Genomic DNA, 19,232 nt, shown 5'->3' with positions numbered 1-19,232 from the left:
CACGGCTCGCGGCTTGCCCCGGCGTCTTCGCTGCGCGCCCACGCCAACGCTTCGCCCGAACAAAAACGGAGCGCGACGCGCTCCGTTTTCCGATTCGCCGACGACGGCCCGCTCGCGGCGGGCCGCCCGTCCGCTCAAGTCGTCTTGTACTGCTTGCGCGCTTCCGGCGACCGGTACAGCACGAGCGTCGCGATCAGCCCGCAGATCGCGGCGAGGCCGAGCCAGAGCCCCGGCGCCGCCTTGTTGCCGGTCTCGTGGATCAGCAGCGTCGAGATCGCCGGCGTGAAGCCGCCGATCGTCGTCGCGAGGCTGTACGCGAGCGAGAAGCCCGCGGTGCGCACGTCGGCCGGCATCGCCTCGGTCAGCGCGACGACCATCGCGCCGTTGTACGAGCCGTACAGGAACGACAGCCACAGCTCGACGGTCAGCAGCCGCAGGAACGACGGCGAACCGACGAGCCACTGCATCGCCGGATACGCGGTGAGGATCGTGAGCGCCGTGAACGCGATCAGCACCGGGCGACGTCCGATCCGGTCGGACAGCGCGCCCGACAGCGGCAGCCAGACCAGGTTCGACAGCCCGACGCAGACGGTCACGACGAGCGCGTCGGTCGCCGACAGGTGCAGCACTTCCTTGCCGAACGTCGGCGTGTACGCGGTGATCATGTAGAACGACACGGTCGTCATGATGACCATCCCCATGCCGGCGAGCACGACGCCCCAGTTTTCGAGCATCGACTTCATGATCTCGCCCATGCTCGGACGGCGGCGCTTCGCGAGAAACTCGTCGGTCTCCTTCAGCGAGCGGCGGATCAGGAACAGGAACGGCACGATCAGGCAGCCGATCAGGAACGGGATGCGCCAGCCCCACGACGTCATTTGCTCGACGGGCAGCGCGCGGTTCAGCAGCACGCCGACGAACGCGGCGAACACGACGGCCACCTGCTGGCTGCCCGACTGCCACGACGTGTAGAAGCCCTTGTTGCCCTTCGTCGCGATCTCCGACAGGTACACCGACACGCCGCCCAGCTCGACGCCCGCCGAGAAGCCCTGCAGCAGGCGGCCGAGCAGCACGAGAACCGGCGCGAGCACGCCGATCGTCGCGTACCCCGGAATCGTCGCGACGGTCAGCGTGCCGAGCGCCATCAACGCGAGCGTCAGGATGAGGCCCTTGCGGCGGCCGTGATGGTCGATGTACGCGCCGAGCACGATCGCGCCGACGGGACGCATCAGGAAGCCCGCGCCGAACACCGACAGCGACAGCATCAGCGAGGCGAACGCGTTGCCGCTCGGAAAATAGGTCTTGGCGATCGCGGACGCGTAGTAGCCGTAGACCATGAAGTCGTACATTTCCAGGAAGTTGCCGCTGACGACGCGGAACACGGTCCTGGCCTTGGATTCCTGCTGGATTGCGGGGGACGCGGTAGTCATGTCTCTCTCGATAAGGCTGCGCCGCGGCTGCCCCGAGGGCGGCGCACGGCGCATGTCACATCGTGTTTCTTGCCCCGGCGCGCCGGGGGCCGCGCAGATCGATGATGCGCTGCGCGGCGTCCGCCATCTTACTGCGAACGACGGCGAGATGCGTCAAAGCGCCGCTTGCGAAGCAATCCGAAAGGCATTTGAAAAAAAGCGCTTTTCGAGTCCTTTTACACGTCTTCTTACGCGCGGCGCGATCGCGCGATCATCCGGCCGACGCTCCGGACGCCGAACGAACGACGGGCCGCACCGAAGTGCGGCCCGTCTCTTTCCTGCTCGCGGGGAAATCGCGTCGCGCCGGCTACAGCCGCGTCTCGCGCGCCGCGCGCAGGAACGTGTCGAGAAGCGGCGTGCAGTCGAGCAGCTCCGGGCCGCCCGCGCGATGAAACTCCGGATGCCATTGCACGCCGACGACGAACGGCGCGCGGCGATAGCGGACCCCTTCGATGATCCCGTCTTCCGCCGACACCGCCTCGATGTTCAGATCGCGGCCGATGTCGCGGATCGCCTGATGGTGGATCGAATTGACGATCGCCTCGCGGCGGCCGGGGAACATGTTCGCGAGCGTCGAGCCGTCCGGAAAGCGGATCGCGTGCCGGTGCTGGTCGTAGTGCTCGCTGACGTGCGCGCCCGCGGTCGGCACGTCGGTCGCGATGTCCTGATAGAGCGAGCCGCCGAACGCGACGTTGATGAGCTGGCAGCCGCGGCACACGCCGAGCACCGGCTTGCCCGACTCGATGAACTCGTGCAGCAGCTCGAGCTCGTACATGTCGCGCACGCGATCGCCGGGCCATTCGGGACGCGCGTCGGACGCCGCGTAGGTCTGCGGCGACACGTCGGCGCCGCCTTGCAGCAACAGACCGTCGAGATGCTTCGCGTAGTCGCGCAGCCGGATGTTGCTCGGATGCAGCATCCCCTGATGGCCGACCGTCGGAATCATGAACACGAGCACGTCGCGCGACATCACCCAGTGCGCAATCGATTCCTCCAGATACTGCAGCGTCTTGCCGCGCAGCCCCGGCGCGCCCACCTCCGGATGGAAGATGCGCGCCGACACGCCGATGCGCAGCGTGCGCTGCGTGATTCGCTGCCCGGCGCGGTCGAAGAGCCGCCGCGCGCGCGCCGCGATGATCCGGCCGAACACCGACCACGGCGTGTCGCTCTGTTTCAGGTAGGCGGGCGGCGCAGGCGCGGCCGCGCTCGCGGGCGGCGGGCGCGACGTCTCGAAATCGGGTTGCGCGCCGAAGCCCGGCGGCGGCGAGCCGGCTTTCGCGTGCGCGGCGGAGCCCGCGGCGCCCGCCGCCGATGCGCCTGCGCTCGTCGCGCCCGAGGGCGCGGCGGCAGGCGCGCCGTGCGCGGCTGCCGCCGGCTCCACGGCCGCGCCGCCCGCCGCAACGCCGGGCGCGCCGGGCTCGGCGATCGTGCCGGTCGGCGCCGAGCCGGGATCGCCGACGTCCTGCGCGGCGGCGATCTGCGCGGCGAACGCGCCGACGTGAACAGTCGCGCCCGCGGGCGGTTTGTCGGAGACGGGAGACGGTGCGGAAGCCGGGCCGGCGTGCCCGGAGGGCGTCGCGGCGGAAGAAGAGGAAGAACCGGACTGGTCGGCTCTTGCGGACGTGTTTTCGCTCATGACGAAGGTCTGGCGCGTCGGTCACGCGGAGAATCAACAAAGATTCATTATGCTTCAGTACACGATCGACGGCAAACCGACAGAATTTCGTCAATATTGTTGCAACGCTGTGTCGAATTCACGCCGACGCGCGTTGCAATTGCGCGACGACACGCACGATTCGACGTGCGATTCGACCGACGAAACGACGCGCGGCGGCATCGCAACGGCAGCGGCGCGACAAGGTGCGCCACGCGAGCGCATCGACTTCGCGATTTCATGCCCGGCTCGCGGCCCTCGCCTCCGCGACGCACCGCTGTTCTACAATGCGCGAAGCCGCCCGCCGCCCTCCGTCGCGCGGCTTCGCGACGCGCCGGACCGTTCCGGGCCGCTTCGCGCGGCGCTTCGCCAACCCGATCCAGCCCGATACCGCCATGACCACTTTCGCCCCCTTCCCGCCGCTCGCCCGACTCGCCGCCGACCTCGCCGCCGGCACGACGACGAGCCGCGCGCTCGTCGAAGCCGCGCTCGAACGGATCGCCGATCCGGCGGGACAAGGCGCGCTCGCATTCACCGAGGTCGACGCGCAAGGCGCGCGCGCCGCCGCCGACGCGCACGATCGCCTGCGCGCGGCGGGCACCGTGCTGTCGCCGCTCGCGGGCATCCCGGTGTCGGTGAAAGACCTGTTCGACGTCGCGGGCCAGGTGACGCGCGCGGGCTCCCGCGTGCTAGCCGACGCGCCCCCGGCGGCCGCCGACGCCGTCACGGTCGCCCGCCTGAAGCGCGCGGGCGCCGTGCTCGTCGGCCGCACGAACATGAGCGAGTTCGCGTTCTCCGGCCTGGGCCTGAATCCGCACTACGGCACGCCGCGCTCGCCGTACCGGCGCGGCGTGCCTGGCGACGAGCGGATCGCGGGCGGCTCGTCGTCGGGGGCGGCCGCGTCGGTTGCGGACGGCATGGCGGCCGTCGCGCTCGCGACCGACACGGGCGGCTCGATCCGGATTCCCGCCGCGCTCTGCGGGCTGACGGGCTTCAAGCCGACCGCGAGCCGGATTCCGAAGCAAGGCGGCGTGCCGCTGTCGACGACGCTCGATTCGTTCGGCCCGATCGGCGTATCGGTCGCGTGCTGCGCGCTCGTCGACCGGATTCTCGCGGGCCTCGAGCCGCACGTGAGCGCCGCGCGTCCGCTCGAAGGCGTACGGCTGGGCATGCTGACGAACTACGTGACGGATGGTGTCGACGCGCACGTCGCGGCGTCGCTCGACGCCGCGCTCAAGCATCTCGAGGCGGCGGGCGCGATCGTGTCGGACGCGCGCTTCGCGCCGCTCGACACGCTGCCCGACATCAACCGCTTCGGTTTCGCTTCGATCGAGGCGTACGCGTGGCATCGCCCGCTCGTCGCGCGCCACCGCGACGCGTACGATCCGCGCGTGCTCGCGCGCATCCTGAGGGGCGAGCCGGCGAGCGCCGCCGATTACCTCGATCTCGTCGCCGCGCGCGCGGCGCTCATCGACGAGGCGGCGCGCACCGTGTGGCAGCGCTTCGACGCGCTCGTCGCGCCGACGGTGCCCATCGCGCCGCCGCGCATCGCCGAGCTCGAACAGGACGACGACGCGTTCACGCGCATGAACGCGCTCGTGCTGCGCAACCCGAGCGCGTTCAATTTTCTCGACGCGTGCGCGCTGTCGCTGCCGTGCCATCCGCGCGACACGGCGCCCGTCGGCCTGATGCTCGCCGCCGCGCCGCACCACGACGACGCGCTGCTCGCGATCGGCCAGGCGGTCGAAGCGGTGCTCGCGACGATCCGCTGAGCGCCGCTTGCGCGCCGGATGCCGCGCCGTCGGAAAGCGGCGCGGCGTTCGCGTTAAAATCCGACGATTGATTTTCCCGACCGCTCGAAGGAACTCCGTTTCGATGAACCATCTGACGCTCTCGCTGCGCCGCGAACGACGCCTGCTCGTGCTGCTGGGCCTCGTATGCCTCGCGCTTCTTGCCGGCGCGCTTTATCTGCAGTACGTGAAAAACGAGGACCCGTGCCCGCTGTGCATCATCCAGCGCTATTTCTTCGTGCTGATCGCGGTGTTCGCGTTCATCGGCGCGGGGGTGACGAGCGGCGCGGGCATCGCGGTGGCCGAGGCGCTCATCGTGCTGTCAGCCGCCGCGGGCGTCGGCACCGCGGCGCGCCACCTGTACGTGCAGCTCAATCCGGGCTTCAGTTGCGGCTTCGACGCGCTGCAGCCCGTCGTCGACAGCCTGCCGCCCGCGCACTGGCTGCCGGGCGTGTTCAAGGTCGCCGGGCTGTGCGAGACCGTCTATCCGCCGATCTTCGGCATCCTGCTGCCCGGCTGGGCGCTGATCGCGTTCGCGCTGATCGTCGTGCCCGTTGCAGTGAGCCTGCTGCGCCACCGCGGCCGGCTGCGCTGATCGGCGTCGGCGCGTCGGCGCCGCATCCGCCCCCCGCCCCGCCGCGACCCGCGCGGGGCAACGGTTTCCCGCCGCCGGCAACTTCGGCCCGGCGCGCGAATCCTACGTGCATCATGATCGCCGCCGAATAGCTCGCATCATTGCCAGGCCATACCGCCGCTTTTTTGCGGTGCTATCTTCGTTTCCGGATGGCGATCTACGTGCGCGAGGCGGGAGCCTCTCGACCCTGCGTAACGCGCGCCTGATCCGCAATGTCCCGTGGATTCGCCATGACAACGCAAACCATCCGCATGTCCCGCCGCGGCTTCGTCCGCGCCGCCGCTCGTCCTTGCCGCATCGACGACGTTTCCCGCATCGGCTTCGGCCACAGCGAGCAAGCCGGCCGCACGGGCTTCGCGCGCCGCATGCCGTGGGCTCGCGCTGCAATCGCACGTTCGCCGCGCCGCGACATGAAGTGCGCCCGCGCGCGATGCGCGCTTCACGCGGCAACCGCCGCCCGCCCGGCCGCCACGGCCTGATTCACGATCAGGAGAAACGCCGGATGGAAACCTGGCTCACCGACCTGCAGCATCTGCTCGCCCGCGGCGACGCGGCCGTCCTCGTGACGGTCGCGCGCGTCGACGGCTCCGCGCCGCGCGACGCGGGCACGAAGATGCTCGTCACGCGCGAGGCCGCGCGCCACACGATCGGCGGCGGCCATCTCGAATGGAAGGCGATCGAGATCGCTCGACAATTGCTGAAGGAAGGCGCGCACACGCCGCACGCACGCCGGCTCGAACGGCTCGCGCTCGGTCCGAGCCTCGGCCAATGCTGCGGCGGCGCGGTCGTGCTCGCATTCGAGCGGCTCGACATCGCCGATCTCGGCTGGATCACGTCGCTCGCGAAGCGCACGGCGGCGGGCGCGCCAACCGTGCGCAGCGTGTCGTTCGGCCCCGTCCCCGACGCGGTGATGCTGAGCGAGCCCGAACCGGGGTCGGGGCCGAACGCCGCGCGCACCGACTGCCTGTTGTGGGAGATGGGCGACGCGCCGCTGCTAACCGAGACGATCGCGCCGCACACGTTTTCGGTCGTGCTGTTCGGCGCGGGGCACGTCGGCGCGGCGCTCGTGCGCGTGCTCGGCACGCTGCCCTGCCACGTGCGCTGGGTCGACGAACGCGACGCGCAATTCCCGCCGCCCGACGCGCTCGCGGGCATCCGCAACCTGTCGCTCGACGCGAACGACGCGCCCGACGAAGCGGTCGATGAAGCGCCGCCCGGTGCGTACTTCGTCGTGATGACGCACAATCACGCCCGCGATCTCGAGCTCGCGCACCGGATTCTCGCGCGCGGCGACTACGCGTACTTCGGCATGATCGGCTCGCGCACGAAGCGGATGCAGTTCGAGCACCGGCTCGCCGCGCGCGGCATCGATCCGCTGCAGATCGCGCGGATGCAATGCCCGGTCGGCGTGCCCGGCATCGTCGACAAGGCGCCCGAGGCGATCGCGATCGCCGTCGCCGCGCAGATCCTGCAGACCGTCGACGCGCGCCGCGCGAACGAGCGTGCGGCCGCGTCGCCTTCGCCACCCGGCGCAAGCGCGTGCTGAATCGCCATCATTCAAACCAGGATACGACCACCGACACCACAATGACCCCGACATTCAAAGACAAGATCGCCCGCGCGCCGAAGGCCGAACTGCACATCCACATCGAAGGCTCGCTCGAGCCCGAACTGATCTTCAAGCTCGCGCAGCGCAACGGCGTGAAGCTCGCGTACGAATCGATCGACGCGCTGCGCGCCGCGTACGCGTTCACCGATCTGCAGTCGTTCCTCGACATCTATTACGCAGGCGCAAGCGTGCTCCTCACCGAGCAGGATTTCTACGACATGACGGCCGAGTACGTCGAGCGCGCGCTCGCCGATCACGTCGCGCACGCGGAGATCTTCTTCGATCCGCAGACGCACACCGAGCGCGGCGTGCCGATCGAGACGGTCGTCGCCGGCATCGATCGCGCGCTCGCCGATGCGCAAGCGCGCGGCTTCTCGAGCAAGCTGATCCTGTGCTTCCTGCGCCACCTGTCCGAGGAAGACGCGCTCGCGACATTCGAGGCGGCACTGCCCCTCTTCGAGCGCTACGCGCAGCGCCTCGTCGGCGTCGGCCTCGATTCGTCCGAGCGCGGCAATCCGCCGTCGAAGTTCGCGCGCGTGTTCGCGAAGGCGCGCGAGCGGGGCCTGAAGCTCGTCGCGCACGCGGGCGAGGAAGGCCCGCCCGAATACGTCACGCAAGCGCTCGACGTGCTGAAGGTCGATCGCGTCGATCACGGCGTGCGCAGCGCGGAGGACGCGGCGCTCGTCGCGCGCCTCGCCGGCGAGAAGATCGCGCTCACCGTCTGTCCGCTGTCGAACCTGAAGCTCCGTGTGTTCGACGACCTGACGAAGCACACGCTGAAGGCGCTGCTCGATCGCGGCGTCGCGGTGACGATCAACTCCGACGATCCCGCGTATTTCGGCGGCTACGTCAACGAAAACTACTTCGCGACCGTCGACGCGCTGCAGCTTGGCGAGGCCGACGTCTACACGGTGATCAGGAACGGCTTCGAAGCGTCGTTCGTGAGCGCCGACGAACGCGCGGCGCTGATCGCGAAGCTCGACGCGCACTGGCACGCGGCCTGACAGCCGCACGACGCGCGCGCGCTGCGACGCGGCGCGCCCGACGCGAGACTCTGAGGAGAGCTTAACGATGGACATCTATCAAGGCACCGCCGCGCCCGCGAAACGCTCGGCGCTCGAGCGCCATTTCGGCATCCGCGAGTCCGGCTCGCGGCTGCGCACCGAGATCGTCGCCGGCGTGACGACGTTCCTGACCGCGATGTACATCATCGTCGTGAATCCCGGCATCCTGTCGCAGGCGGGCGTGCCGTTTCCGGCCGCGCTGACGGCGACCGTGATCGTCAGCTTCCTCGGCAGTTGCGCAATGGGCCTGTACGCGCGCAATCCGGTGCTCGTCGCGCCTGGCATGGGCATGAACGCGCTCTTCACGTTCGTGATGGTCCACGGCGGCAAGATGCCCTGGCAGACCGCGCTCGGCTGCGTGTTCTGGGCGGGCGTGCTGTTCGCGACGCTCGCCGCGTTCAACGCGCGCAAGCTCGTCGTCGACGCGATTCCGGCCAGCCTGCGGCACGCGGTGTCGTGCGGCATCGGCCTGTTCATCAGCCTGATCGGGCTCGTGAACGCGAAGTTCATCGTAGGCGACCCGGTGACGATCGTCCATGCGACGTCGCTCAATCCGGTGATCGTCACGTTTCTCGCCGGCCTCGCGATCACGACCGTGCTCGTCGTGCGCCGCGTGACGGGCGCGCTGATGCTCGGCATCGTCGCGACGACGCTGCTCGCGATCCCGATTGGCCGTGTGTGGGGCGACGGCAGCGCGTACTGGCCCGCCGCGATCGCGACGAAGACGCTCGTCAACTGGAACGGCTTCGTCGCCGCGCCGGACTTCTCGGCGCTCGGCCAGCTCGATCTGCTCGGTTCGCTGAAGTTCGCGTACTGGCCGTTCATCTTCGTGATGCTGTTCACCGCGTTCTTCGACGCACTGTCGACCTTCATGGCGATCTCGGAGGCGGGCAACCTGCGCGATGCCGGCGGCAATCCGCGCAACATCCGCCAGTCGATGATCGTCGACGCGTTCTCGGCCGTCGTGTCGGCGCCGCTCGGCACGAGCCCCGCGAACGCGTACATCGAATCGGCGGCCGGCATCTCGGCGGGCGGCCGCACGGGGCTTGTCGCGGTGATCGCGGGCTTGTGCTTCGTGCCGTTCCTGTTCCTGTCGCCGCTCCTGTCGCTCGTGCCCGCGATCGCGACGGCGCCCGCGCTCGTGCTCGTCGGCGTGTTCATGATGGAATCGATCACGAAGATCGAATGGCACCGCTTCGACGAGGCGATCCCCGCGTTCCTCGCGATGATCCTGATTCCGCTCACGTACTCGATCACCGAAGGCATCGCATACGGTTTTCTCGCGTTCGTCGTGCTGAAGCTCTTCACCGGCCGCCGCCGCGACGTGAAGCCCGCGATGTGGGTGGTCGCCGCGCTGTCGGTGCTGCTCGTCGCGCAGCTCTGATTTCAATCGATACGGATTCCAAACGATGACTCAAACCGCTTTCCGCGCCCGCCTGCTGAGGTTCGACGGCGATCCCGCGCAATCGGACGATGCGATCGCGTACGACGAAGACGGCCTCCTGATCGTCGACGGCGGACGCGTCGTCGCGGCGGGCGCCCATGCGGCGCTCGCGCCGCGTCTCGCCCCCGACGCGACGCTCGTCGAGATGCGCGACAAGCTGATCGTGCCCGGCTTCATCGACACGCACGTCCATTATCCGCAGACCGAAATGATCGCGTCGCCGGCGCCGGGCTTGCTGCCGTGGCTCGACCGCTACACGTTCCCGACCGAGCGGCGCTTCGCCGATTCCGCGCACGCGCGCGACATCGCCGAGTTTTTCCTCGACACCCTGCTCGCGTGCGGCACGACGACGGCGCTCGTCTACTGCACGGTGCACAAGCAGTCGGCCGACGCGTTCTTCGACGCGAGCGACGCGCGCGGCCTGCGAATGGTCGCGGGCAAGGTGCTGATGGACCGCCACTGCCCCGAGTTCCTGCGCGACACCGCGCAATCGGGCTACGACGACAGCGCCGAGCTGATCGCCCGCTGGCACGGCCGCGGCCGGCAATCGTACGCGCTCACGCCGCGCTTCGCGCCGACGTCGACGCCCGAGCAGCTCGAAGCGTGCGGCGCGCTCGCGAAGCTTCATCCGGACGTGTTCATCCAGAGCCATGTCGCGGAGAATCTCGACGAGATCCGCTGGGCGGCCGAGCTGTTCCCCGAGCGGCGCAGCTATCTCGACGTCTACGATCATTACGGCCTGCTGCGCCGACGCGCGGTCTACGGCCACTGCATCCATCTCGACGACGACGATCGCCGGCGCTTCGCCGAAACGGGCGCGATCGCCGCGCACTGCCCGACGTCGAACCTGTTCCTCGGCAGCGGCCTGTTCGACTTCGATCGCGCGAACGCGCGGCAGATGGCCGTCACGCTCGCGACCGACGTCGGCGGCGGCACGTCGTTCTCGATGCTGCAGACGATGAACGAGGCGCACAAGATCGCGCGGATGACGGGCCATCATCTGAGCGCGACGCGAATGTTCTGGCTCGCGACGGCAGGCGCCGCGCACGCGCTCGACCTCGCGGAGACGATCGGCACGCTCGCGCCGCGCGCGGAGGCGGACTTCGTCGTGCTCGATCCGGCCGCGACGCCGCTGCTCGCGCGCCGCACAGCGCGCGCGGAATCGCTCGAGGAGCTGCTGTTCGCGCTCGCGCTGCTCGGCGACGATCGCGCGGTCTATCGCACGTATGCGGCGGGCCGCTGCGTGCACCGGCGCGACGCCGCCGACGCGGGCTGAGCGCGCGAAGGCCGCCGGGACCGCGGCCCGGCGCGGCAGGCGGCAGGTGGATCGCAACAATCGCCCCCTTCGTGCAAAAAAGGCGTGCTAGAATCCGCTCCTCATTGGGGAGTAGCCGCTCCGCTCGAGCCGACGCCGCCCGGCGCGCTCGTGACGGGGGCGTCCGTCAACAGACTTGGCCGTCGCGGCCATGGCGGACGCAGCCCGCAGGGCCTGGCGAGACCGATGGTTCACCGCACGCCGCAGATGGGCCCGGCGCGCGGCGAATCGTCGCTCGCGTTCAACCTGGCCCTGGGATATTCGTTCCGTGACTGAAGCCTTCCTGATCTCGACGGGCGCCATCGCCCTCGCCGAAATCGGCGACAAGACCCAACTGCTCTCCCTCGTCCTCGCCGCACGTTACCGCAAGCCGCTGCCGATCATCGCCGGCGTCCTCGCCGCGACCCTGATCAACCACGGCTTCGCCGGCGCGCTCGGCGAGTGGCTCGGCGTCTATCTGACGCCGACGGTGATGCGCTGGGCGCTCGCGATCTCGTTCATCGGGATGGGCTTGTGGACCCTCGTGCCGGACAAGCTCGACGCCGACGAGGCGAACGCGAACCGCTCGCGGCTCGGCGTGTTCGGCGCGACGTTCGTCGCGTTCTTCCTCGCGGAAATGGGCGACAAGACGCAGATCGCGACCGTCGCGCTCGCCGCGCGCTTCCAGGATTACGTGGGCGTCGTCGCCGGCACGACGTTCGGGATGATGCTCGCGAACGTGCCGGCGATCCTGCTCGGCGACCGCTTCGCGCACCGGCTGCCGACGAAGCTCGTTCACGGCATCGCGGCCGTGCTGTTCATCGTGCTCGGCGCGCTCGCGTTCATCCACGGCGACGTATGACGGCGCGAAGGGAACTGCCGGCCCGCCGTCGAGACGTTCGCGCGCCCCGCGCATCGCAGCCGCTCGTCACGGCGGCTGCGGCAACAGCGGCAACAGCCGCGGCAACTGACGGCCGGCTGTCGAACCGGCGTGGCGCCCGGTTCGGCATCGCGCCGTTTCACGGGTTCGCCGCTTCGCCTTTTTCCCGGCTCCCCTTTCACTGCGCCGGCGAGCCGGCTCGCCGATTCGTCGGCTCGCCGTTTCAACGCGCCGGCGCGACGGCTGCGCCGGATGCGGGCGCGGCCGGCACCGCGCGCTCGTTCGACGGCATCGGCGCGGGCGCGCCGTTCTTGTCGACGGGCAGGCGCACCGCGCGCACGGTGCCGTTGCCGAGCGGGAAGTCGGCGAGCGCCGCGCGGGCGAGATACGGCATCGCCTGCAGCAGCGACGAGCCTTCGCCCGCGTTGCGCGCGGCGACGTTATAGACCTCCGTGCCCGTCGCGCGCTCGGTGATCCGGATCTCGAGCGAGCGCTGGAAAATCTGGTAGCTCTGATTCACGTAGCCCGCTGGAAACGGTCCCCACGGACCGTATGGCCCCCACGGGCCGCCGCGCCAGTACGGGCCGGGGCCGAACCACGGGTCGTAGTAGACGGGCTGAGGCACCGACACCCAGTCGCTCTTGATGCCGTACGCGAGCCGGACGAGATAGCGCGCGTCCTTCGTCGGCACGCGCTTGAACGAATAGGTCGACAACTCGTTGCCGACGATCTGCTCATAGGTCGACTGCTCGAGGCTGTTCTGCTGCTCGGCGGTCCGCGCGAACGCGTAGGTGCGCGTCGCGTCGTTGCCGCTCCAGTTCGAGAATGCCGTGACCTGCGTCGTGACGTAGGACGTGCAGCCGGACAGCAGCACGATCAGGGCGCCCGCGACGAGCGCCGTGCCGCGGATGAAGGAAATGCGTTTCATGTTCGTCCTCTGGGTCAATGGCGCCGCGCGGGCTGGCCGGGCGGCGCGATGACCGGATCATACGCCGTCGCGCCGACGCCGCGCCGATATGACGAAGACCGCCCGCGCCGCCGAAAAGTTCGTCCCGCGCGCCTTGCGCAAAGGCTTTGTACAATGGGCCCTTGCCGCCGCGCCGCCCGCCCGGCGCGTGTCCATACTTTTCCTACGCCCACGATCGCCATGTCCGACATCGCCGCTCCCTCCGCCGTGATCCGCCGCAGCGACTACACGCCGCCTGCGTTCCTGATCGATACCGTCGCGCTCGAGTTCGATCTCGAGCCGGCGCGCACGATCGTCAAGAACACGATGCGCGTGCGCCGCAACCCGGACGCCGCGCCCGCGCCGCACTTCGAGCTGATGGGCGAGGCGCTCGTGTTCGCCGGCGCGCGTCTCGACGGCAAGCCGTACGACGCGGTGCGCGTGCACGAGCATGGCCTCGCCGTCGAGAACGTGCCCGACGCGTTCGAGCTGACGATCGAGAGCGCGTGCGCGCCCGAATCGAACACGACGCTCTCGGGCCTGTACGTATCGAGCGGCAACTTCTTCACGCAGTGCGAGGCGGAAGGCTTCCGGCGCATCACCTACTTCGTCGACCGTCCGGACGTGATGGCGTCGTACACGGCCACGCTGCGCGCCGACAAGGCCGCGTATCCGGTGCTGCTGTCGAACGGCAATCTCGTCGATTCCGGCGATCTGCCGAACAGCCGCCACTTCGCGAAGTGGGAAGACCCGTTCAGGAAGCCGAGCTATCTGTTCGCGCTCGTCGCGGGCACGCTCGTCAAGCTCGAGGAGACGATCAAATCGGCGAGCGGCAAGGACAAGCTCCTTCAGGTGTGGGTCGAGCCGCAGGATCTCGACAAGACCCGCCACGCGATGGATTCGCTGATCCATTCGATCCGCTGGGACGAACGGCGCTTCGGCCTCGAACTCGATCTCGACCGCTTCATGATCGTCGCCGTCGGCGACTTCAACATGGGCGCGATGGAAAACAAGGGGCTCAACATCTTCAACACGAAGTACGTGCTCGCGAATCCGGAGACGGCGACCGACGTCGACTTCGCGAACGTCGAATCGGTCGTCGGCCACGAGTATTTCCACAACTGGACGGGCAACCGCGTGACCTGCCGCGACTGGTTCCAGTTGAGCCTGAAGGAAGGCCTCACCGTGTTCCGCGACCAGGAATTCTCGGCCGACATGTCGGCGGGCGCCGAAGACGACGACGCCGCGCGCGCGGTCAAGCGCATCGAGGACGTGCGCGTGCTGCGCCAGCTTCAGTTCGCCGAGGACGCGGGCCCGATGGCGCATCCGGTGCGGCCCGAGAGCTACGTCGAGATCAACAACTTCTACACGATGACCGTCTACGAGAAAGGCGCGGAAGTCGTGCGGATGTACCAGACGCTGTTCGGCCGCGACGGCTTCCGCAAGGGGATGGACCTGTACTTCCGGCGTCATGACGGACAAGCCGTCACGTGCGACGACTTCCGCCACGCGATGGCCGACGCGAACGGCCGCGATCTCGCGCTGTTCGAGCGCTGGTACAGCCAGGCGGGCACCCCGCGCGTGACGGTTCGCACCGCTCACGACGCCGCCGCGAAACGCTACGCGGTGACGCTGCGGCAAGGCTACGGCGACACCTCGCCCGCCGCGCGCGACACGCAGGAGGGGCCGCTCCTGATCCCGTTCGCGATCGGCCTGATCGGCGCCGACGGCCGCGACCTGCCGCTGCGCCTCGACGGCGAAGCGGCCGCGTCGGGCACGACGCGCGTGCTCGAGCTGACCGAGACCGAGACGACGTTCACGTTCGCCGACATCGACGAAGCGCCGCTGCCGTCGCTGCTGCGCAATTTCTCGGCGCCCGTGATCGCCGAATACGACTACCGCGACGACGAGCTCGCATTCCTGCTCGCGCACGACAGCGATCCGTTCAACCGCTGGGAGGCGGGCCAGCGCCTCGCGACGCGCGCGCTGCTCACGCTCGCCGCGCGCGCGGCCGCGCAGCAGCCGCTCGCGCTCGACGACGCGTTCGTCGCCGCGTTCAGGCGCGTGCTGACGGACGACACGCTGTCGCCCGCGTTCCGCGAGCTCGCGCTCACGCTGCCGTCGGAGGCCTATCTCGCCGACCAGATGACGCAAGCCGATCCGGCCGCCGTCCATCGCGCGCGCCAGTTCGTGCGCCGCCAGCTCGCGACCGCGCTCGCCGCCGACTGGCTCGCGGTCTACGAGCGCCATCAGACGCCTGGCGCGTATACGCCGACGCCCGACGACGCGGGCCGCCGCGCGCTGAAGAACCTCGCGCTCGCCTACCTCGCCGAGCTCGACGAGCCGGCCGACGCGATCCGTCTCGCCACCGCGCAATACGACGCCTCGAACAACATGACGGACCGCGCGTCCGCGCTCGTCGCGCTGCTGTCGGCGGCGACCGCGTCGGCCGACGCCGCGCGCGACGCCGATCGCGCGCTCGACGATTTCTATCGCCGCTTCGAGAAGGAAGCGCTCGTGATCGACAAGTGGTTCTCGATGCAGGCGACGCGGCGCGGCACGCCCGAGCATCCGACGCTCGACCTCGTGCGCAGGCTGCTCGCGCATCCGGCGTTCAACCTGAAGAATCCGAACCGCGCGCGCTCGCTGATCTTCGGCTTCTGCTCGGCGAATCCCGCGCAGTTCCATGCGGCCGACGGCTCGGGCTATGCATTCTGGGCCGACCAGGTGCTCGCGCTCGACGCGCTCAATCCGCAGGTCGCCGCGCGGCTCGCGCGCGCGCTCGAGCTGTGGCGCCGCTTCACGCCGGCGCTGCGCGACAGGATGCGCGACGCGCTCGAACGCGTCGCCGCGAACGCGCAGTCGCGCGACGTGCGGGAGATCGTCGAGAAGGCGCTCGCCTGACGGACGATGCGGGCGGCCGCGGCTCTTTTCCCGGCGGCCGCGGACGAACGAGCCGGCATCGCGCCATCCGATGCCGGCTTTCTTATCGGACCGTATTCGATCGAACCCAGCAGAATCGCGTCAGGCCAGCGCCGTCTGCTCGACCGTCTGCCGCACGCGCTTCGCCGCGTCGACCATCGCCGTGAGCGCCGCGTCGACCTGCCCCCACTCGCGCGTCTTCAGCCCGCAGTCCGGATTCACCCACAGGCGCTGCGCCGGAATCCGCTCGAGCGCGAGCAGGATGAGCCGCTCGATCTCGTCCGAGTGCGGCACGCGCGGCGAATGGATGTCGTAGACGCCCGGCCCGATCTCGTTCGGATACTCGAACGTCTCGAACGCGTCGAGCAGCTCCATGTTCGAGCGGGTTGTCTCGATCGAGATCACGTCCGCGTCGAGCGCCGCGATCGACGGCAGGATGTCGCCGAACTCCGAATAGCACATGTGCGTGTGGATCTGCGTCGCGTCCGCGACGCCCGACGCCGCGATCCTGAACGCGCGCACCGCCCACTCCAGATACGCGGCGCGATCGCGCGCCTTCAGCGGCAATCCCTCGCGCAGCGCCGGCTCGTCGATCTGGATCATCCCGATGCCGGCCTTCTCGAGATCGAGCGTCTCCTGCCGCAGCGCGAGCGCGATCTGCAGCGCCGTCGTCGCGCGCGGCTGGTCGTCGCGCACGAACGACCATTGCAGCATCGTCACGGGCCCCGTCAGCATCCCCTTCACCGGCTTCGTCGTCAGGCTCTGCGCATACGACGCCCAGCCCACCGTCATCGGCTCCGGCAGATAGACGTCGCCATAGACGAGGGGCGGCTTCACGCAGCGCGAACCATAGCTCTGCACCCAGCCGTTGCTCGTGATCGCGAAGCCCCACAGCAGCTCGCCGAAGTATTCGACCATGTCGTTGCGCTCCGCCTCGCCGTGCACGAGCACGTCGAGGCCGTACGCGAGCTGCTTGTCGATCGCGATGCGCACCTGCTCGCGCATCGCCTCCAGATAGCCAAGGTGATCGAGCACGCCCTGCTTGAACGCGGCGCGCGCGCGGCGGATCTCCGGCGTCTGCGGGAACGAGCCGATCGTCGTCGTCGGCAGCGGCGGCAAGTCGAAGCGCGCGCGCTGCGCGGCCGCGCGCGCCGGATACGCGCTCGCGCGGCGCGCGTCGGCGTCGGTCAGCGCCGCGACGCGGCGCTTGACGAGCGGATTGTGGATGCGCGCCGACGTGCGGCGCGCGGCCGCCGCCGCAGCAGCGGCGTCGAACTCCGCCGCGACCGCCGCGCGCCCCTTCACGAGCGCGTCGCGCAGCGCCGCGACCTCGCGCGTCTTCTGCGCCGCGAACGCGAGCCACGCCTTCAGCTCGTCGTCGAGCTTCGGCTCGTGCGCGAGATCGACGGGCGCGTGCAGCAACGAGCAGCTCGTCGCGACCCACAGCCGCTCGCCGAGCGCGTCGCGCACCGGCGCGAGCCGCGCGAGCGAGCGGTCGAGGTCGTTGCGCCACACGTTGCGGCCGTCGACGATGCCGCACGACAGCACCTTGTCGGCCGGATAATCCGCGACGAATGCGTCGAGCTGCGCGTCGCCGCGCACGAGGTCGATGTGCAGGCCCGCGACGGGCAGCGCCTTCAGCCGCGCCGCGTGCTCGCTCGCGTCGTCGAAGTACGTCGCGACCAGCAGCTTCGGCGCGCCGGGCGCGAGCGCTTCGTACGCGGGCTGCGCCGCGTCGCGCCACGCGGCGGGCAGATCGAGCGCGAAGATCGGCTCGTCGATCTGCACCCAGTCGACGCCCTCTTCCTTCAGCCGTGCGAGCAGCGCGCGATACGCGGGCACGAGGCGCGGCAGCAGATCGAGACGCTCGGCGAGCCCGTCGCGCGCCTTGCCGAGCCAGAGCAGCGTGAGCGGGCCGACGAGCGCCGCCTTCGCGCGGTGGCCGAGCGCGCGCGCTTCGCGCACCTCGTCGAAGAGCCACTCGACGCCCGGCCCGAACGTCGTCGCGGGCGAATACTCGGGCACCAGGTAGTGGTAGTTCGTATCGAACCACTTCGTCATTTCCATCGCCGGCTGAGCGGCGTTGCCGCGGGCGGCCGCGAAGTGATCGGCGAGCGTGAGCGCGCGCGCGTCGAAGCCGAAGCGCGGCGGCAGGCCGCCGACATGCGCGAGCGTCGTCAGCACGTGGTCGTACCACGCGAAATCGCCAACCGTCACGCAGTCGAGCCCGGCGTCGCGCTGCGTGCGCCAGTGCGCGGCGCGCAGCGCGCGGCCGGTGTCGACGAGCGCGCGCTCGGCGTCGGCCGACGCACCGTCGCGCCAGTAGCGTTCGAGGGCGAACTTCAGTTCCCGTTGCGCGCCGATGCGCGGAAAACCCAGGATATGTGCGGTGCTCATCTCGATCCTCCAGAAGTGACCAGCAGTATCGGATTTGCCCTATCATTACTCAAACGAAAGTTTTTGCCGAACAACATGAATATTTTTCAACTTCAAACCCTGCGACGCGCACTGCGATGATCCGCTCCCCGCTCGAATTCCGGCATCTGCAGACGCTCGTCGCGCTGCGCGATACCGGCAACCTGTCGCGCGCCGCGCAGGTGCTGTGCCTCACGCAGTCGGCGCTGTCGCATCAGTTGAAGGCGCTCGAGACGCACTTCGGGCTGCCGCTCTTCGTGCGCAAGTCCGCGCCGCTCACGTTCACCGCGGCCGGCAAGCGGCTGCTCGCGCTCGCCGAGCAGGTCGTGCCCGCGATCGAGGAAGCCGAGCGCGACATCGCGCGCCTCGCGCTCGGCACGGGCGGCGCGCTGCGGATCGCGGTCGAATGCCATACCTGCTTCGACTGGCTGATGCCCGCGATGGACGCGTTCCGGCAGCGCTGGCCGGAAGTCGAGCTCGACATCGTGTCGGGCTTTCACGCGGACCCGATCGGCCTCCTGCACCAGGACCGCGCGGATCTCGCGATCGTCGCCGAGGCCGACGCCGACGAAGCGGTCGACTATCACCCGCTCTTTCGCTTCCAGATCGTCGGGCTCGTCGGCAACGACCACGCGCTCGCGCAAAAACCGTCGCTGGCGGCCGCCGACTTCGGCGACGAAACGCTCATCACGTACCCGGTGCCCGACGAGATGCTCGACATCGTCCGGCAGGTGCTGAAGCCCGCCGGCATCGAGCCGAAGCGGCGCACGTCGGAGCTGACGATCGCGATCCTGCAGCTCGTCGCGAGCCGGCGCGGCGTCGCGGCGCTACCGCTGTGGGCGGTCGCGACCTACCTCGACAAGCGTTACGTGAGCGCGCGCCCGGTGCTGCGCGCCGACGGCTCGACGCTGTCGGGCGAGCTCTACGCGGCGACGCTGCCCGCGTTCTCGACGCGCGCGTACGCGGCCGACTTCGTCGCGACGATGCGCGAGACGAGCGCGGCGTCGCTGCCCGAGATCGAGCTGCTGTAGGCGGCGCGCCGCCCGCCGCTTGCGGCCCGTTTTCGCCGAAAAACCGTCTGCCACGGGTCGCGACGGGTAAAATCGAGCCT

At 69.6% G+C, this 19,232-nt stretch carries 14 protein-coding genes and 1 riboswitch; of the genes, 9 read left to right on the top strand and 5 right to left on the bottom strand.

Annotation, left to right across the window (positions count from 1 at the left end; genetic code table 11):
- Window positions 1-134: 134 nt before the first annotated feature.
- Both AQ610_RS05255 and AQ610_RS05250 read right to left on the bottom strand, forming a co-directional pair.
- Complete coding sequence (locus AQ610_RS05255) at window positions 135-1,430, bottom strand: MFS transporter (protein WP_006025650.1); 1,296 nt, start codon at window positions 1,428-1,430, stop codon at window positions 135-137.
- A 346-nt stretch (window positions 1,431-1,776) separates the two neighbouring features.
- Complete coding sequence (locus AQ610_RS05250; RefSeq protein WP_006025649.1) at window positions 1,777-3,105, bottom strand: gamma-glutamyl-gamma-aminobutyrate hydrolase; 1,329 nt, start codon at window positions 3,103-3,105, stop codon at window positions 1,777-1,779.
- A 413-nt stretch (window positions 3,106-3,518) separates the two neighbouring features.
- Between AQ610_RS05250 and AQ610_RS05245 the strand changes: the two genes are divergently transcribed.
- The 7 genes from AQ610_RS05245 to AQ610_RS05215 all read left to right on the top strand — a co-directional run bounded on the left by AQ610_RS05245 (window position 3,519) and on the right by AQ610_RS05215 (window position 11,820).
- Complete coding sequence (locus tag AQ610_RS05245) at window positions 3,519-4,895, top strand: amidase (RefSeq protein WP_006025648.1); 1,377 nt, start codon at window positions 3,519-3,521, stop codon at window positions 4,893-4,895.
- Window positions 4,896-4,998: 103 nt separating this feature from the next.
- Window positions 4,999-5,508, top strand: coding sequence for a disulfide bond formation protein B (locus tag AQ610_RS05240; RefSeq protein ID WP_006025647.1), 510 nt, complete (start codon window positions 4,999-5,001; stop codon window positions 5,506-5,508).
- Window positions 5,509-6,049: 541 nt separating this feature from the next.
- Entirely contained in the window at window positions 6,050-7,093 is a 1,044-nt protein-coding gene (gene xdhC, locus AQ610_RS05235; RefSeq protein WP_043282465.1) for a xanthine dehydrogenase accessory protein XdhC, read from the top strand.
- 41 nt (window positions 7,094-7,134) lie between these two features.
- Window positions 7,135-8,160, top strand: coding sequence for an adenosine deaminase (locus AQ610_RS05230; RefSeq protein WP_006025644.1), 1,026 nt, complete (start codon window positions 7,135-7,137; stop codon window positions 8,158-8,160).
- A gap of 67 nt (window positions 8,161-8,227) precedes the next feature.
- Window positions 8,228-9,604, top strand: a complete 1,377-nt coding sequence (locus AQ610_RS05225) for an NCS2 family permease (RefSeq protein ID WP_006025643.1) — start codon at window positions 8,228-8,230, stop codon at window positions 9,602-9,604.
- 25 nt (window positions 9,605-9,629) lie between these two features.
- Window positions 9,630-10,940, top strand: a complete 1,311-nt coding sequence (guaD, locus tag AQ610_RS05220) for a guanine deaminase (protein WP_006025642.1) — start codon at window positions 9,630-9,632, stop codon at window positions 10,938-10,940.
- A gap of 94 nt (window positions 10,941-11,034) precedes the next feature.
- Window positions 11,035-11,155: riboswitch (yybP-ykoY riboswitch) on the top strand.
- 92 nt (window positions 11,156-11,247) lie between these two features.
- Window positions 11,248-11,820: a TMEM165/GDT1 family protein gene (locus AQ610_RS05215; RefSeq protein WP_006025640.1), complete on the top strand. Its 573-nt coding sequence runs from the start codon at window positions 11,248-11,250 to the stop codon at window positions 11,818-11,820.
- A 241-nt stretch (window positions 11,821-12,061) separates the two neighbouring features.
- Here AQ610_RS05215 and AQ610_RS05210 read toward each other — a convergent pair whose 3' ends face one another.
- Window positions 12,062-12,766 (bottom strand): DUF4136 domain-containing protein, encoded by a 705-nt coding sequence (locus tag AQ610_RS05210; protein ID WP_006025639.1) that lies wholly within the window; start codon window positions 12,764-12,766, stop codon window positions 12,062-12,064.
- 57 nt (window positions 12,767-12,823) lie between these two features.
- Entirely contained in the window at window positions 12,824-12,961 is a 138-nt protein-coding gene (locus tag AQ610_RS38035; RefSeq protein WP_075644773.1) for a branched-chain amino acid ABC transporter ATP-binding protein, read from the bottom strand.
- A 24-nt stretch (window positions 12,962-12,985) separates the two neighbouring features.
- Here AQ610_RS38035 and pepN point away from each other — a divergent pair, with 24 nt between their 5' ends.
- Window positions 12,986-15,688, top strand: a complete 2,703-nt coding sequence (gene pepN / locus AQ610_RS05205; RefSeq protein ID WP_006025638.1) for an aminopeptidase N — start codon at window positions 12,986-12,988, stop codon at window positions 15,686-15,688.
- A 120-nt stretch (window positions 15,689-15,808) separates the two neighbouring features.
- On the opposite strand, the gene metE is transcribed toward pepN, so the two are convergent.
- Window positions 15,809-18,103 (bottom strand): 5-methyltetrahydropteroyltriglutamate--homocysteine S-methyltransferase, encoded by a 2,295-nt coding sequence (gene metE / locus AQ610_RS05200; RefSeq protein ID WP_006025637.1) that lies wholly within the window; start codon window positions 18,101-18,103, stop codon window positions 15,809-15,811.
- 116 nt (window positions 18,104-18,219) lie between these two features.
- Here metE and AQ610_RS05195 point away from each other — a divergent pair, with 116 nt between their 5' ends.
- Window positions 18,220-19,152: a LysR family transcriptional regulator gene (locus tag AQ610_RS05195; protein ID WP_006025636.1), complete on the top strand. Its 933-nt coding sequence runs from the start codon at window positions 18,220-18,222 to the stop codon at window positions 19,150-19,152.
- Window positions 19,153-19,232 lie beyond the last annotated feature (80 nt).

This window comes from Burkholderia humptydooensis (assembly GCF_001513745.1).
GTDB classification, from domain to species: Bacteria; Pseudomonadota; Gammaproteobacteria; order Burkholderiales; family Burkholderiaceae; genus Burkholderia; species Burkholderia humptydooensis.
Note: the sequence above shows the minus strand (reverse complement) of the source record. Positions and strands in the feature narration are given on the sequence as shown.

Coding starts and splice junctions, on each gene's coding strand:
- AQ610_RS38035 (WP_075644773.1), bottom strand. CDS start 12,961: ATGGACACGCGCCGGGCGGGCGGCGCGGCGGCAAGGGCCCATTGTACA.
- AQ610_RS05210 (WP_006025639.1), bottom strand. CDS start 12,766: ATGAAACGCATTTCCTTCATCCGCGGCACGGCGCTCGTCGCGGGCGCC.
- pepN (WP_006025638.1), top strand. CDS start 12,986: ATGTCCGACATCGCCGCTCCCTCCGCCGTGATCCGCCGCAGCGACTAC.
- AQ610_RS05225 (WP_006025643.1), top strand. CDS start 8,228: ATGGACATCTATCAAGGCACCGCCGCGCCCGCGAAACGCTCGGCGCTC.
- metE (WP_006025637.1), bottom strand. CDS start 18,103: ATGAGCACCGCACATATCCTGGGTTTTCCGCGCATCGGCGCGCAACGG.
- xdhC (WP_043282465.1), top strand. CDS start 6,050: ATGGAAACCTGGCTCACCGACCTGCAGCATCTGCTCGCCCGCGGCGAC.
- AQ610_RS05195 (WP_006025636.1), top strand. CDS start 18,220: ATGATCCGCTCCCCGCTCGAATTCCGGCATCTGCAGACGCTCGTCGCG.
- AQ610_RS05240 (WP_006025647.1), top strand. CDS start 4,999: ATGAACCATCTGACGCTCTCGCTGCGCCGCGAACGACGCCTGCTCGTG.
- AQ610_RS05230 (WP_006025644.1), top strand. CDS start 7,135: ATGACCCCGACATTCAAAGACAAGATCGCCCGCGCGCCGAAGGCCGAA.
- AQ610_RS05250 (WP_006025649.1), bottom strand. CDS start 3,105: ATGAGCGAAAACACGTCCGCAAGAGCCGACCAGTCCGGTTCTTCCTCT.
- AQ610_RS05255 (WP_006025650.1), bottom strand. CDS start 1,430: ATGACTACCGCGTCCCCCGCAATCCAGCAGGAATCCAAGGCCAGGACC.
- guaD (WP_006025642.1), top strand. CDS start 9,630: ATGACTCAAACCGCTTTCCGCGCCCGCCTGCTGAGGTTCGACGGCGAT.
- AQ610_RS05245 (WP_006025648.1), top strand. CDS start 3,519: ATGACCACTTTCGCCCCCTTCCCGCCGCTCGCCCGACTCGCCGCCGAC.